Genomic DNA, 15508 nt, shown 5'->3' with positions numbered 1-15508 from the left:
CGCATGAGCAACGGACCCCACGCGAAGCTCGCCGAGCTCGGCCTCGAACTGCCCGAGGTGGTGCCGCCGGTGGCCAGCTACGTGCCGGCCGTCCAGTCCGGGCAGCACGTCTACGTCTCCGGCCAGCTTCCGATGGCCGAGGGCAAGCTGCTCGCCACCGGCAAGGTCGGCAACGGCGTCTCCGCCGAGCAGGCGAAGGACCTGGCGCAGCGGTGCGCGCTGAACGCGCTCGCCGCGATCGACGCGCTGGTCGGGCTGGAGAACGTGGTGAAGGTCGTGAAGCTGACCGGATTCGTGGCCAGCGCGTCCGGCTTCACCGGCCAGCCCGGCGTGATCAACGGGGCCTCGGACCTGTTCGGCGCCGTGTTCGGCGAGGCCGGCCGCCACGCCCGCAGCGCGGTGGGCGTGGCCGAACTCCCCCTCGACGCCCCGGTCGAGGTAGAGCTGATCGTCGAGGTCGCCTGACCCCACGCCAGCCCGCGATCTTGCGGTTGCCGCCCTGAAAGAAGCCCCAGACGGGGACAAACCAGCGGCGGGAGCTGCAAGATCGCGGGGAGTGGCCGGGGGAGTCGTACGATCGCTGCCATGGGTGGGCGTATGTCCGGGGCCGCGGGGGCGCTTGCGGAGGAACTGCCGGGGTGGGTGACGCTGTTGCGCGCGCCGAACCCGGGGCCGATGACGCTCGACGGCACCAACACGTGGGTGCTGCGGGCCGGGCCGGACGCGCCGGCCCTGGTGGTCGACCCGGGACCGGCCGACGAGGGGCACCTGGCCGCGATCGCGGCGCAGGGGGGCATCGGGTGCGTGCTGATCACGCACGGGCACCCCGACCACACCGACGGCGCGCCCCGGCTGCGTGAGCTGCTCGGCGACGTGCCGGTGCTGGCCGCCGACCCGGCACACACCGCCGGGGGTGAGCCGCTCACCGCCGACACGCGCCTCGACCTGGGGCTCGGCCTGCGGCTGCTGCCCACCCCCGGGCACACCGCCGACTCGGTCTGCCTCCTGGCGGAGCACGACGGCGATCGGGTGGTGCTGACCGGCGACACGATCCTCGGCCGGGGCACCACGGTGGTCGCCCACCCCGACGGGCACCTCGGGGACTACCTGTCGAGCCTGGAACTGCTCTCCACGTACCGGGAGATCCCGGTGCTGCCGGGCCACGGCCCGGCGCTCGCCGACTGCGGCGTCGCGGCCGACTTCTACCTGGCCCACCGGCGGGCCCGGCTGGACCAGGTGCGCGCCGCCGTGGCCGCGGGCGCCACCACCGCGCCCGAGGTGGTCGCCGTGGTCTACGCCGACGTCGACAGGTCGCTGTGGTGGGCCGCCGAGTGGTCCGTCCGCGCCCAGCTCGAACACCTCGGGGTGAAGCAGCCGTGACCTGCCCGGTGTGCGGGACGGTAGCGGTACCCGGGGCGCGGTTCTGTCACAACTGCGGCGCGGCGCTGCCGGCCGCCGCCACGCTGCCCGCCGCGGAGCGCCGCGTGGTGACAGTGCTCTTCGGCGACCTGTCCGACTTCACCTCCTGGTCGGAGGACCTGGACCCGGAACGGGTCGGCGCGGTCACCGACCGGGTGCTCGCCGCGCTGGCCGGTGCGGTCAAGACGTTCGGCGGGCACGTCGACAAGCTCACCGGCGACGGGATCATGGCGGTCTTCGGCGCGCCGGTCGCGCACGAGGACGACGCCGAGCGCGCGGTGCGCGCGGCGTTGTCCATGCAGCGGGCCGTCCGGCGGGTGCTCGACGACGAGCGGGGCGGCGGCGCGCCGCTGGGCCTGCGCGTCGGCCTCAACACCGGCGACGTGATCGCCGGCATCCAGGCCGCGATCGAGTACACGGTCATCGGCGACACGGTGAACACCGCCGCGCGCCTGGCCGACGCCGCCGCGGTCGGCGCGGTCTACGCCGGGGCCCGGACGTCGGCGGCCACCCGGCACGTCGCCTCCTGGCGGGCGCTGCGCCCGCTGCGGCTCAAGGGCAAGCGGGAGCCGGTCGAGGCGTACGAGCTGCTGGGCCTGCTGGACGCGCCCGGCACCCGGTCCGGTCTCGGCGACGAGGCGCCGTTCGTGGGCCGGGAGACGGAGATCGGCCGGGTCGCCGGCCGGCTCGCCGAGGTGATCGACCGGGGCGAGCCCCGGGTGCTGCTGATGACCGCCGAGGCGGGGATCGGCAAGTCCCGGTTCGCAGCCGAGGTGGAACGCCTGGCCGCCGGATACGACGTCGGGGCCGGCCGGTACGCGGCCCACACCGGCGCCCGGGTGCTCTCGGTGCGGTGCGCCGCGTTCGGTGAGCGCCGCCGCCTGGCCCCGCTCGCCGACCTGGTCCGCGCCGCCGTCGGCCTGCCCGGCGACGCGGCCACCGCAGTCACCCGCCCGGCCGTCGAGGAGCGGCTGCGCCGGCTCGGCCAGCGCCTGTCCCGGCTCCCCGGCGACCCGCCGCCGATCGCCGTGGACCAGCTTCTGGCCCTGCTCGGGTACGCCGAACTGCCGCCCGCCACGGAGAACGGCGAGTGGAACGCGGCCGGACCGCCGCCGGACGACGAAGCCGTGCCCACCGCTGTCGCCGACCTGCTCACCGCGCTCGCCGTGGAGGCGCCGCTGGTGATCGTGGTGGACGACCTGCACGACGCCACGGCCGAGACGCTCAAGGCGCTGGCGCTGACCCTCAACCGGCTCAGCGGGCCGGTGCTCGTGCTGCTGCTCGGCCGCCCCGAACTGGTGCGGACCGCCGGCGCGCTGACCCGGGTCGCGGACGCCGAGGTGCACGCGCTGCCGCCGCTGCGCGGCGCGGACGCCTCCCGGCTGCTCACCAGCTATCTCGTCGGTGGCCGCATGCCCCAGGCCGACGCGGACCGGCTGCTCGCCACCGCTCAGGGCAACCCGTTCTACCTGGCCGAACTCGTGACGCTGCTGATGGAGCGCGGCGCGTTGACCGCCGGACCGGGCCGGGGCGCGGACGTCGGCTGGCGGCTCGCCCCCGGCTCGCTCGGCAGCCGGCTGCTCTCCCGGGACCTCGCCGCGGTGCTCGCCGCGCGTATCGACGCGCTGCCGCCGGATGCCCGCTCGGCGCTGCGTGACGCCGCGGTGGTGGGCGACACCGTGCCCGCCGGCGCGCTGGAGGCGCTGCGGGAGCAGCGGCTCGGGCAGGACGGCCGGCCCGCCGCGGTCGCCGCCGTCGAGCTGGACCGGGCCGTGGAGGAGCTGCTGCAACGCCGCATGCTGCACCGCACCCGTACCGGGTTCGCCTTCGCCACTCCGCTCATGCGGGAGGCCGCGTACGCCGGGGTGAGCAAGGCCGAGCTGGCCGAACGGCACGCGGCGCTGGCCCGCTGGGCCGCGCCGGAGAGCGTGGCCGAGACGGGCAGCGCCCCGGCGGGCGCCTTCACCGAGGCCGCCCGGGACGACTTCGTCGCCGAGCACGTCGAGCGGGCGACAGCGCTCGCCGACGCGGTCAAGCTGCGCCCGGACGCGCCGGCCCGGGCCGTCACCCCGCTGGGCGTGGCCGCGCTGGGCCGGGCCGCCCGCCGGTCACTGCGCTCGGGGGAGCCGGCTCTCGCGGTCGAGTACGCCGAGCGTGCGGCCGAGCTGGCCCGCGACGGCGTACCGCCGGCCGACCGGGTGACGCACGCCCGGGCGCTGCTCCAGATCGGCCGCCCGGCCGACGCGCTCGCGTTCGCCGAGAAGATCGCCGCGAACACCGGTGACCCGGTCACCCGGACCGCCGCGTTGCTGCTGGCCGGACAGGCCCAGCAGACGCTGGGTGACGCCGAGCGGGCCGAGCGCAGCTGGCGGGAGGCGTTGCAGGTGGCCACCGACGCCGACCTGCCCACCATGCGGGCGTCGGCGATGCGGCGGCTCGGCATGGCCGACTTCATCGCCGGCCGGCTCGGGCAGGCGAGCAGCCGGCTGGCCGCGTCCTATCAGGTCAGCCTGGCCGCGCGGGATCCGCGCGGGCAGGCCTGGTCGTTGCAGAACCTGGCCTGGGTGACCACCACCCGGGGTGACTTCGCCGGCACCGACGCGGTGCTCGGCCGGGCCGCCCGGCTCTTCGCCGAGCTGAAGGACCCGTACGGGAGGGCCTGGCTGCGCGGCACCACCGCGTTCGCCCGGCTGCTCGCCGGACGGCTGCGGGAGGCGTGCCGGATGGCGCGGGTGTTCCTGCCGTTCGGGGAGCGGGTCGGCGAGGCGTGGGCGGTCGGTACGCTGCGCGCGGTCGAGGCGTACGCCACCGCCGAGCTGGGCGACCTGGCCGAGGCGGACCGGGCGGCGCGGCGCGCGTACCGGGACTTCGCCGAGGTGGGCGACGACTGGGGGCAGGGCTTCGCGCTCGTGGTGCGCGGGGTGGTGGCGCGCGGGCTGGGCGAGCCGGAACACGCGGCCGACCTGTTCACCGACGCGCTCGAGTACGCCGACCGGACCAACCACCCGTTGCTCACCGGCATGGCCGGCACGCTGCGCGGCTTCGTCGCGCTGGACATGGGCGACCACGAGACCGCCGAGCGGGAGGCGCGGTCGGTGCTGACCCGGGTGGAGCCGCACAACCCGCAGGCGCCGGCCCAGGTCGCGCCGCGGGTGCTGCTCGCCATGGCCCGGCTCGCGGCCGGTGACGCGGGCACCGCCGTCGGGCTGCTCGCTCCGGTCGCCACCGGCCCGGCGAACGCGCCCTCGCTGCTGTTCTCCCGGCGGCAGACGATGGCCCGGTACGCCGCCGCGCTGCTCGCCCACGGCCAGCGCGAACAGGCCCTCGACTGGGCGCAGCGGTCGATCACCGCGCCGGCCGAGGACGTGCGCAGCCAGGTGGTGGCGCGGCTGGTGCTGGCCGAGGCGCTCGACGCCTGTGGCCGCCGGGCCGAGGCGCTCGCCAGCGCGGAGGAGGCGGTACGACTCGCGTACGCCACCGAACAGCGCAGTGAGCGGATGGTGGCCGACGCGTTGCGGGTCCGTCTCTCCGGCGGCTGATCGGCTGTTGTTCTACCGGTTCCGGGGATGTGCTCGTCGGTGGGGCCGGTTAGCGTGGGGCGGCGTCCGTCGTGGATCGACTGTCGCACACCGGTTACGCGCGCGCGTAACCGGCGGACCATGCTGGGGAGGGACGATGAGGCTGCCGCGCTCGGGCGCCGGCTGGACGATCGCGGTCTTCGGGCTCCTCGCGCTGCTGCTCGGCGCGCTCGGGTTGATCTGGCCGGAGACACAGCTTCGCCTGCTCGGCTTCGAGGTGCCGGCCGAACGCGCCCCGGGCGACTACACCGGCACGTTCCTCACCGCGTCGTCGATGGCCTCGTTCAACATGGGGGTCTACTACCTGCTCGCCGTCGCGACCGAGTGGCGGCCGTTCTACCGGTTCACGGTCTGGTTCCGCCTGGTCACGTTCACCGTATTCACCATCGCGGTGCTGTCCGACGTCGCGCCGGACCGTTTCTTCGCGGTCGCCGCGTGGGAAGGGTTGGGCGCGGTCGCGACAGCTGTCGGCCTGTGGTGGGACGCGCGCCGAGCGGCTCCCGGTACGGCCGGGCCCGGCGACTCCGCGCCGGATCCGGTGCCGGCCACTGACGCGGCCCGCTGACCGGCCGGACCAGTTGGGTATTTTCGAACCGTGACCGAGACCCCGCCCGGCGCCGTGCGGCTGCCAATCGTGCCCGGTCTGACCGATCTGCGGGTGTTCGCCCGGGGCGGCTACGCCACCATCTACCGGGCCACCCAGATCTCGGTGGGACGCGAGGTGGCGGTCAAGATTGAGAACCGGACGCTGGACAGCGAACGCGACCAGGCCCGCTTCCTGCGCGAGGCCCGCGCGGCCGGACGGATGTCGTCGCACCCCCACGTGGTGGACCTTTTCGACGTCGGGGTCACCGTCGACCAGCACCCCTACCTCATCATGGAGCTGTGCGACGGCTCGTACGCGGAGCGGATGCGCACCTCGCCGCTGGGCCCGGAGGAGACCCGCGACCTCGGCGTGAAGATCGCCGACGCGCTGGTCCACTCGCACGCGGCGGGCGTGCTGCACCGGGACGTCAAGCCGGCCAACATCCTGCACTCCGAGTTCAACTCGGCGGTGCTCGCCGATTTCGGCCTGGCGGTGCTCGCCGAGTTCCGTGACTCCTCGGTCATGCTGGAGGCGCTCACGCCGGCGTACGCGCCGCCGGAGACGTTCAACCACAGCCCGCCCACTCCGGCCGTCGACGTCTACTCGCTGTGCGCCACCCTCTACGCGGTGATGTACGGCCGGCCGCCGCGCTGGCACTCGGAACGCAACCCGAGTCTGGTCACCGTGCTGGAGATGTTCCAGCAGCCCATCCCCGGGCTGCCCGGGGTCCCCGGCGAGCTGATCGACGTACTCCGGTTGGGGATGTCCAACGACCCGGGCGAGCGTCCCTCCGCGGTCGAGCTGCGCGGCCTGCTCGCCGGGCTGCCGCTGGACGGCGCCCCGGCCGGCGGCGTGCTCTACGACGGCGGCGAGCGCTACCGCCGCAGCGGGGGCCCGAACCCGCGCCCGCCCGCCGACGACGACCACCCGACCGTGGCGTCGCGGGCCCGGCGCTGGCCCAAGCGCTGGTTCCTCGGCGGCGCCGGGGTGCTCGCGCTGGCGGCCTCGGCAGGTGGCGGCTGGCTGGCCGCCGGTCACGCGCCGGCCGCTCCGCCGATCCCGGTGGCAAGTGGCGTGGCCGGGGGGCCGGTGCCCGGCTGCGCGTCCGCCGACGTGCGGCTCCCGGCCGGCGCGCGGTGCGCCTCCGAGCTGGAGTGCTTCGGTCCGGTACGGCTGCGCCGCGACCGGGCCGAGGCGAGCCGGGTGCCCTGCGACGGCCAGCACACGTGGGAGACCTACGCCGCGGGTGACCTGCCGGCCGGTCTCGCCGGCGCCGAGCACGACGCGGTCGCCGCCGATCCGGTCGTCGGCAAGGTGTGCAACCCGGACACGTTCCGGGTGGTCAGTGGCGCCGATCCGGCGAACGGCTGGAATCTCGAGGTGCTGCCGCCGGAGACCGACGCCGACCGCACCTACCGGTGCCTGGCCGGCCGGGGCGTGAACGCGCTCGCCGGGCCCACCCTCACCGGTCGCTGACCCCTCGGCCCTGCCGCACCGCCCGCGGGTCGAGCGTCTCCAGCGTGTCCGCGTCCACCGCGGTCTGCGTCCGCAGGCCGCGTACCGCCCGCGGGTCCAGCGCCTGGAGTGTGTCCGCGTCGACCGGATGGCCGCCCGGGGCGCGCAGGTTCCGCACGGCCCGGGGGTCGATCGCCTCGAGCGTGTCGGCGTCCACTCCGTACCCGGCCTCGGGGAGCCAGTTCTCGGACGACGGGGGGTGTTCACCACCGCCGTCGGGCTGGCGGGCCGCGGTGATCGTTACCCCGGCGATCATGCCCAGCACGACGCAGACCAGGGCCAGCACGACCGACAGGATGCCGGGCGGGCGCCACACCGCGAGAGCCACCACAGCCGCCACCGTCGCCATGGACGCGACGACGGCCTTCGCCCGCGCATCGGGCTTCGGGAACGATCTCACCCGACAAGCATGGCCCAGCGCGGCGACCTGTCAACCTGCGGGCTGAGACGGTTTCCCGTCAGTGACCTTCCACTTCGGAGTGCCAGAAGCGCTGATCGAATAAAAATCGTTACATCCTTTGGCTGTCTGCCGTATCGCTGCGCGTCGGGGAGCCGCTACCGTGAGCGTCGATCCTGGGAGTGGCGAGGGCCGAGGTCTCCTCGACCACACCGCCCACTGACGGACCCCCGGGGTACGGCGGGTGATCGGGCACCCGCCGTACCCCGGGCCGCCCGCTCGCCGCGTGGTCCCCGCACGGCGGGCACGCGCGAACGCTGCGGGTCAGTAGGACTTGTCCTGGCCCAGGACGTGCTGGGCGACGAAGTTGAGGATCATCTCGCGGCTGACCGGGGCGATCCGGCCGGCGCGTACCGCGCCGAGCAGCGTCGACACGCCGTACTCGGTGGTCATGCCGGCACCGCCGAGCGCCTGGACGGCGGTGTCGACGGCGAGCGCGGCGGCCTCACCGGCCGCGTACTTGGCCATGTTGCCGGAGATGCCCGCTTCCAGGTCGCGACCCGCGTCGTAGAGCGCCGCCGCCTTGTAGATCATCAGTCGGGCCAGCTCGACCTGCACGGCCGCGTGCGCGAGCGGGTGCGCCACGCCCTGGTGCGAGCCGATCGAGTTCCCGCCCCACACCTTGCGGGTGGCGGTGTAGTCGCTCGCCCTGTCGATCGCGTACCGGCCGGTGCCCACGCCCATCGCGGCCACCGTGATGCGCTCCGGGTTGAGTCCGGCGAACAGCGCCGGCAGCCCGGCGTCGAGTGACTCGCCGACGAGCGCGTCGGCGGGGAGCCGGACGTCGTCCAGGAAGAGCAGGAACTGGTTCTCCGGCGACAGGATCTCCATGTCCAGCTTGGACTTTTCCAGACCGGGCGCGTCGGTCGGCACGATGAACAGCGCGGGCTTGAGCTTGCCGGTGGACGCGTCCTCGGTGCGCGCGACCACGAGCACGTGCCCGGCCTCGTCGACGCCGGAGATGTAGATCTTCCGGCCGGTGAGCAGCCAGTCGTCGCCGTCACGGCGGGCCACTGTGGAGAGACGGTGGAAGTTCGAACCGGCGTCCGGCTCGGTGATCGCGAAGACGATCTTCTCGGAGCCGTCGGCGAGGCCGGGGAGGTGCTTCTTGCGCTGCTCCTCCGTACCGTGCTTGCCGATGATCGTGGCGGCGATGGCGGGGGAGACCACCAGGAGCAGCAGCGGGCAGCCGGTCGCGGCCAACTCCTCGCACACCAGCGTCAGGTCGGTGATGCCGCCGCCCCCGCCGCCGTACTCGGTGGGGATGTTGACGCCCAGGTAGCCCAGCCGGCCGGCCTCGTGCCACAGCTCGGTGGTGTGCTCGCCGGACTTGGCTTTCGACACGAAGTAGGAATGGCCGTACTTGCGTCCCAGCTCCCGTACCGCGTCGCGGAGCTGATCCTGTTCGGGGGTGAGGTCGAAATTCACTGCGGGTCCTCCTCGGGGTCCACCACGGCCAGTACGGCACCCGTCTCGACCTGACCGCCGGCGGGCACCGGCAGTTCCGTCACCACGCCGTCGGCGGGGGCGAGCACGGGATGTTCGAGCTTCATCGCTTCCAGCGTCAGCAGCAGGTCACCGGCGGCGACCCGCTGACCGACCTCGACGTGCACCCGGGTCACCGCTCCGGGCAGCGGCGCGAGCAGCGACCCGGCCGCCAGCTCCGCGGTGGGCAGGGGCAGGCGGGGCAGCTCGGTGAGGCTCGCCGCCCCGTCCGGGCCATCCACGAAGACCGACGACCCCACCCGGTGTACGCGGAACGCCCGCCGCACCCCGTCGACGTCGAGCACCACCCGGCCCGGGGCGGCTGTCACCAGCTCGACCTGCGGGAGCTCGCTGTTAACAGGGGACCCTTCCACTACCGGATCCGTTAAGAAGGGGCCCTTCCTTCCCCACTCGGCGAGGCCGCCGGTGCGGTCGAGCCGGTAGTGGATTTCGATCTCCGCGCCGTCGCCGACGGAGAAGCTGGTGACCTGCGGGAAGGACGGCACGTTGCGCCAGCCCGACGGCAGCCCGGCCAGCACCGGGGCGGCGGCCCGGCGCGCGGCGGCGCCGGCCAGCGCCGCCGCCAGTGCCGCCACCGGAAGTTGCTCGGCCGGCAGCAGCGGCTCGAACACCTCCGGGTGCCGGTCCAGGAAGCCGGTGTCCACGTCCATGGCGGCGAACTCCGGGCTGCGCAGCACGCGCACCAGCAGATCCCGGTTGGTGGCCACGCCGTGCAGTTCGGCGCGGGCCAGCGCGCCGGCGAGCGCGCGGGCCGCCTCGGCGCGGGTGGGCGCCCAGGCGACGAGCTTCGCGAGCATCGAGTCGTAGTGCACGCTCACCGTCGAGCCGTCCACCACCCCGGAGTCCAGACGCAGGCCACGGGCCGGACCGAACTCGGCGGCCACCCCGGGGATCGCGAACCGGTGCAGCGTGCCGGTGGCCGGGCGGAAGCCCTGGGCCGGCTCCTCGGCGCACAGCCGTACCTCGATGGCGTGGCCGTCGGCCGGCGGTGTGGTGGCGACCGGCAGCGGCTCGCCCTCGGCGGCGAGCAGTTGCAGCCGGACCAGGTCCAGCCCGGTGGTCAGCTCGGTGACCGGGTGCTCCACCTGGAGGCGGGTGTTCATCTCCAGGAAGTGCACCTGCCCGTCCGGCGCGAGCAGGAACTCCACAGTTCCCGCGCCGACGTAGTCGACAGCCCGCCCGGCCGCCACCGCCGCCTCGTGCAGCTCCGCGCGCACGTCGTCGGGCAGCACGCCGGGCGCCTCCTCGACGATCTTCTGGTGGCGGCGCTGGATGGAGCAGTCACGTACCCCGAGCGCCACGACGGTGCCGTGGGTGTCGCCGAAGATCTGCACCTCGACGTGCCGGCCGCGTTCCACGTACCGCTCGATGAAGACGGTGCCGTCGCCGAACGCCGCCGCCGCCTCGCGGCGCGCGCCAGCGACGGCCTCGGCCAGCCCGGCCGCGTCGCGGACGATCCGCATGCCCCGGCCGCCGCCGCCCGCCGCGGCCTTGACCAGCACCGGGAAGGCGGTCACCTCGGCCGGGTCGGTCCAGGTCGGCAGCATCGGGACGCCCGCGTCGGCGAGCAGCGCCTTGGCGGCCATCTTGTCGCCCATCGCCGCGATCGCCTTCGCGGACGGACCGACCCAGGTCAGGCCCGCGTCGGTCACCGCCGCCGCGAACTCGGCGTTCTCGGCCAGGAAGCCGTAACCGGGGTGGACGGCGTCAGCGCCGGACCGGCGGGCCGCGTCCAGGACGGCGTCGATGCGCAGGTACGTCTCGGCCGGCGTGTTACCCGGCAGCCGTACCGCCTGGTCGGCGTCGGCCACGAACGGCGCGTCGGCGTCCGCGTCGGAGTGCACGGCGACGGTGGCCACGCCGAGGGCGCGGCAGGTGGCGAAGACCCGGCGGGCGATCTCGCCGCGGTTCGCAACCAAGAGCTTCGTGATCATAGGCGCTGAGCCTGCCTTTCGTTCGCGACTGCGGGACTCCGCTTCGCTGCGTTCCTCGCGCTCACAGGTCACATCCGGAAGACGCCGAAACCGTCGGCGCCCTTCACCGGTCCGTTGTGGATAGCCGACAGGCACAGCCCGAGGACGGTACGGGTGTCCCGCGGGTCGATCACCCCGTCGTCGTAGAGCCGCCCGGACAGGAACAGCGCGCCGGACTGCGACTCGATCTGCTGCTCGACCATCATCCGCATGGCGGCGTCGGTGTCCTCGTCGTACTCGTGTCCCCGGGCGGCGGCGGCCTGCCGGGCCACGATGGACAGCACCCCGGCGAGCTGCGCCGGGCCCATCACCGCCGACTTCGAGTTCGGCCAGGTGAACAGGAACCGCGGCTCGTACGCCCGGCCGCACATGCCGTAGTTGCCGGCGCCGTAGGAGGCGCCCAGGTTGACGGTCAGGTGCGGCACCTTCGAGTTCGACACCGCGTTGATCATCAGAGCGCCGTGCTTGATGATGCCGCGCTGCTCGTACTCGGTGCCGACCATGTAGCCGGTGGTGTTCTGCAGGAAGACCAGCGGTGTGTCCGCCGCGTTGGCGAGCTGGATGAACTGCGCCGCCTTCTGCGCCTCCTCGCTGAACAGCACGCCCCGGGCGTTCGCCAGCACACCGACCGGGTAGCCGTGCAGCTCACCCCAGCCGGTGACCAGGGCGGTGCCGTAGCCGGGCTTGAACTCGTCGAACGCGCTGTCGTCGAGCACCCGGGCCAGCACCTCGCGCGGGTCGAACGGCACCTTCAGGTCCGCGCTGGCGATGCCGAGCAGCTCCTCCGGGTCGTACCGGGGTGGCAACGGGTGAGGGTTGCGCGGCGGCGGGCCGTGCTTGCGCCAGTTGAGCCGGCGGACGCACTGCCGGGCCAGCCGGATACCGTCACGCTCGTCCTCGGCGAGGAAGTCGGCCAGGCCGGACGTGGTGGCGTGCATCGCCGCGCCACCGAGCGACTCGTCGTCGGTGACCTCGCCGGTGGCCATCTTCACCAGCGGCGGCCCGGCCAGGTAGACCTGCGAACGGTCCCGGATCATGATGGTGAAGTCCGACATGCCTGGTACGTACGCGCCGCCGGCGGTGGCGTTGCCGAAGACCACGCTCACTGTCGGGATCCGCTGCGCGGAGAGCCGTGTCAGGTCCCGGAACACCCGGCCGCCGGGAATGAAGATCTCCGCCTGGGTGGGCAGGTCCGCGCCGGCCGACTCGACCAGGTTCACCATCGGCAGCCGGTTGGCAGCCGCGATCTCACCCGCCCGCCGGGTCTTCGCCAGCGACCACGGGTTGATCGCGCCGCCGCGTACCGTCGGGTCGTTCGCCACGATCAGGCACTCCACGCCCTCGACCACGCCGATGCCGGTCACGGTGCTGGCGCCGACCGGGAAGTCGGTGCCGAACGCGGCCACCGACGACAGCTCCAGGAACGGGCTGTCCGGGTCGAGCAGCAGCTCGATCCGCTCGCGGGGGAGCAGCTTGCCGCGACCGTGGTGGCGGGTCACGTACTTCTCGCCGCCACCGCCCCTGGCCTGGTCGAGCGCCTCCTCCAGTTCGGCGAGGCGTTCCAGCAGCGCCTCCCGGTTGGCGGTGAAGGCGGGCGCGGACGGGTCGATCGTGCTCTGCAGAACTGTCGTGCTCACAGGCCCATGCCCTTCGCGATGATCTCGTTCATGATCTCGGTGGCGCCGCCGCCGATGCCGAGCAGCCGGGCGTCGCGGTAGTGCCGCTCCACCTCGGCGTCCCGCATGTAGCCGAAACCGCCGTGCAGTTGCAGCGCGGCGTCGACGACGAAGTCGCACGCGGACACCGCCACGTTCTTCGCGATCGCCACCTCGGTCACCACCGGCTGCCCGGCGGCGACCCGCTCGGCGACCTCGTGCACGTACGCCCGGGCCGCCTCGGTGCGGGAGTGCATCTCGGCCAGCCGGTGCCGGACGACCTGCCGCGCGACGAGCGGCCGGCCGAACGTCTGGCGGTCCCGGCACCACCGCACGGCCAGGTCCACGCAGCGCTGCGCCGTGGCGTACGCCTGCGTGGCGAGCGAGAGCCGCTCGGCGGCGAACTGCTGCATGATGGCGAGGAAGCCGGTGTCCTCCGGGCCGACCCGGTTGCTCACCGGCACCCGGACGTCGACGAAGGACAGTTCGGCGGTGTCCGAGCAGTGCCAGCCCAGCTTCTCCAGCCGCCGGCCCACGGTGAACCCCGGTGTGCCCTTGTCGATCACGAGCAGGCTGAGCGAGCCCGAACCGGGGAAATCAGTGCAGACCGCCGTGGTGACGAAGTCGGCCCGGACCCCACTGGTGATGTACGTCTTGGCGCCGTTCACCACGTAGTGGTCGCCGTCGCGTACCGCGCAGGTGCGGATGCCCGCCACGTCCGAGCCGCCGTCCGGCTCGGTGATCGCCAGCGCGCCGATCATCGTCCCGGCGAGCGCCGGCCGGACGTACCGCTCGATGAGCGTCTCGTCCTGTGCCTGAACCATGTGCGGCAGCGCGATCCCGTGCGTGAACAGCGCGGCGATCAGCCCCGACGAACCGCCCGAGCGGATGATCTCCTCGGTGACCACCATCGAGTCGAGCAGGTCACCGCCGCTGCCGCCGACCGACTCCGGGAAGCCGATGCCCAGCAGGCCGACCTTCGCGGCGGTCTCGTGCAACCACCGGGGCAGCTCGCCGGCCCGCTCCCAGTCGGACAGGTGCGGCAGCACCTCCCGGGTGACGAACGAGCGGGTCAGCTCGCGTAGTTGCCGGCGTTCCGGCGTGTCCACGATGGTCATGCCGGAACCTCCGCCGGAAGATCGACCACTCGCGAGCGCAGCAGCTCGCCGAGCGCCTTGGCCTGGGGGTCGAACCGGGTGGAGGCGGCCACACCCTGCCCGAGCAGCCCTCGGATCACGAAGTTGACCGCGCGCAGGTTCGGCAGCTCGTACCGCTCGACGGTGAGCGCCGCCGTCTCCGGCAGCAGCTCCGCCAGCCGGTCCACTGTGAGCCAGTCGCGCAGCCAGGGCCAGGTGGCGTCGGTGCGGGCCCAGACGCCGAGGTTGGCGTCGCCGCCCTTGTCGCCGGACCGTGCGCCGACCAGCTCGCCGAGCGGCCCCCGCCGGGTTGCGGGTAAGGAAGGGCCCCCTGTTAACGCCTCGTGTTGTACAGGGGCCCCCTGCAAACCGCTCGTCACCGTCGGCGGCGGGATCGGCACCCGCTCGCCGGAGGGCAGCACCGCCACGTGCTCGACCTCGTCCTGCGCAATCGCGTCGGCGGTGAACACCCCGTACGGCGTCGCGTCGCCGGGCAGCGTGGTCAGCGTGCAGCCCGGGTAGGAGGCCAGCGCCAGCTCCACCGCCGCCGCCGAGAACGCCCGCCCGGCCCGCGACTTGTCGCCGTCACGCATGTGTACGTGCAGCAGCGCGCTCGCCGCCTCGGTGTCGTCGGTGTCCGGGTGGTCGGTACGGGCCAGCGTGAACTCCAGCCCTTCCGTGCCGACCGACTCCTCGATCTGGGCGCGGACCAGTGCCGCCTTGGCCGGGATGTCCAGCCCGCACAGCACGAACGTCATCGAGTTGCGGAAGCCGCCCAGGTTGTTGACGCCCACCTTGAGCGTGTCCGGTGGCGGCGTGCCGCGTACCCCGGACACGCGTACCCGGTCCGGGCCCTCCTGCTCCAGCCGTACCGTGTCCAGCCGGGTCACCACGTCCGGCCCGAGGTAGTCCGGCCCGCCCACCTCGTACAGCAGCTGGGCGGTGACCGTCTCGACTGTTACCGCGCCGCCGGTGCCGGGGTGCTTGGTGAGCACCGACGAGCCGTCCGCGTGCAGCTCGGCGATCGGGAAACCGGGGCGGCGCCCGCCGTCCGGCAGCTCGGTGAAGAAGCTGAAGTTGCCGCCGGTGACCTGCGCGCCGCACTCGATCAGGTGCCCCGCCACCGTGGCCCCGGCCAGCGCGTCCAGGTCCTCGCGGGTCCAGCCGAAGCGGGCGATTGCCGGGCCGACAGCCAGCGAGGCGTCGGTGACCCGCCCGGTGACCACCACGTCCGCACCCGCGTCGAGGCAGGCCGCGATCCCGAACGCGCCCAGGTACGCGTTGGCGGTCAGCGCGTCCGGCCGCTGGATCGCGTCGCCTTCGACGTACCCGACCCGCACCTGGACGCCGAGCCGTTCGGCGAGCGACCGGATCGCGTCGGCCAGCCCGGCCGGGTTGAGGCCGCCCGCGTTGGTGACGAGCGTGACGCCGCGCTCCAGCGCGGTGCCGAGCACGCCCTCCAACTGGCGCAGGAACGTCTTCGCGTAGCCCAGCGACGGGTCGCGCATCCGGTCGCGGCCGAGGATGAGCATGGTCAGCTCGGCCAGGTAGTCACCGGTCAGCACGTCCAGATCGCCGCCGTCGAGCATCTCCCGCCAGGCGGCGAAGCGGTCGCCGTAGAAGCCCGACGCGTTCCCGATCCGCAGCACGCTCATGCTGTGCTGATCGGGCATGCGCTCACGG

At 73.9% G+C, this 15508-nt stretch carries 11 protein-coding genes; 5 read left to right on the top strand and 6 right to left on the bottom strand.

Going from position 1 to position 15508, the window contains the following annotated elements; genetic code table 11:
- Nucleotides 1-3: 3 nt before the first annotated feature.
- The 5 genes from FHU28_RS00710 (at nt 4) to FHU28_RS00690 (ending at nt 7059) form a co-directional block, all read left to right on the top strand.
- Complete coding sequence (locus tag FHU28_RS00710; RefSeq protein ID WP_184679848.1) at nt 4-465, top strand: RidA family protein; 462 nt, start codon at nt 4-6, stop codon at nt 463-465.
- 120 nt (nt 466-585) lie between these two features.
- Complete coding sequence (locus tag FHU28_RS00705) at nt 586-1380, top strand: MBL fold metallo-hydrolase (RefSeq protein WP_260412817.1); 795 nt, start codon at nt 586-588, stop codon at nt 1378-1380.
- The gene (locus FHU28_RS00700; RefSeq protein ID WP_184679845.1) at nt 1377-4958 is read left to right on the top strand and encodes an adenylate/guanylate cyclase domain-containing protein; all 3582 of its coding nucleotides are present in this window, start codon (nt 1377-1379) and stop codon (nt 4956-4958) included. Before FHU28_RS00705 ends, FHU28_RS00700 begins: the two co-directional genes overlap by 4 nt.
- A 136-nt stretch (nt 4959-5094) precedes the next feature.
- Complete coding sequence (locus FHU28_RS00695) at nt 5095-5562, top strand: hypothetical protein (protein ID WP_116505380.1); 468 nt, start codon at nt 5095-5097, stop codon at nt 5560-5562.
- 30 nt (nt 5563-5592) lie between these two features.
- A complete protein-coding gene (locus FHU28_RS00690) occupies nt 5593-7059 on the top strand; it encodes a serine/threonine-protein kinase (protein WP_184679843.1) in 1467 nt (488 codons plus the stop codon).
- Here FHU28_RS00690 and FHU28_RS00685 read toward each other — a convergent pair.
- The 6 genes from FHU28_RS00685 to FHU28_RS00660 form a co-directional block, all read right to left on the bottom strand.
- Nucleotides 7046-7498, bottom strand: coding sequence for a hypothetical protein (locus FHU28_RS00685; RefSeq protein WP_184679841.1), 453 nt, complete (start codon nt 7496-7498; stop codon nt 7046-7048). The genes FHU28_RS00690 and FHU28_RS00685 overlap by 14 nt on opposite strands.
- A 321-nt stretch (nt 7499-7819) precedes the next feature.
- The gene (locus FHU28_RS00680) at nt 7820-8983 is read right to left on the bottom strand and encodes an acyl-CoA dehydrogenase family protein (RefSeq protein WP_184679838.1); all 1164 of its coding nucleotides are present in this window, start codon (nt 8981-8983) and stop codon (nt 7820-7822) included.
- Entirely contained in the window at nt 8980-10995 is a 2016-nt protein-coding gene (locus tag FHU28_RS00675) for an acetyl/propionyl/methylcrotonyl-CoA carboxylase subunit alpha (RefSeq protein ID WP_184679836.1), read from the bottom strand. Before FHU28_RS00675 ends, FHU28_RS00680 begins: the two co-directional genes overlap by 4 nt.
- A gap of 68 nt (nt 10996-11063) precedes the next feature.
- Complete coding sequence (locus FHU28_RS00670) at nt 11064-12671, bottom strand: acyl-CoA carboxylase subunit beta (protein ID WP_184679834.1); 1608 nt, start codon at nt 12669-12671, stop codon at nt 11064-11066.
- Nucleotides 12668-13807, bottom strand: a complete 1140-nt coding sequence (locus tag FHU28_RS00665) for an acyl-CoA dehydrogenase family protein (protein WP_184679833.1) — start codon at nt 13805-13807, stop codon at nt 12668-12670. The genes FHU28_RS00670 and FHU28_RS00665 overlap by 4 nt, the downstream gene beginning before the upstream one ends.
- Nucleotides 13804-15480, bottom strand: coding sequence for an acyclic terpene utilization AtuA family protein (locus tag FHU28_RS00660; RefSeq protein WP_184689069.1), 1677 nt, complete (start codon nt 15478-15480; stop codon nt 13804-13806). Before FHU28_RS00660 ends, FHU28_RS00665 begins: the two co-directional genes overlap by 4 nt.
- Between the last annotated feature and the right edge of the window lie 28 nt (nt 15481-15508).

This window comes from Micromonospora echinospora (assembly GCF_014203425.1).
Lineage (GTDB): Bacteria > Actinomycetota > Actinomycetes > Mycobacteriales > Micromonosporaceae > Micromonospora > Micromonospora echinospora_A.
The sequence above is the reverse complement of the archived record's forward strand: the minus strand, read 5'-3'. Positions and strand labels throughout refer to the sequence as shown.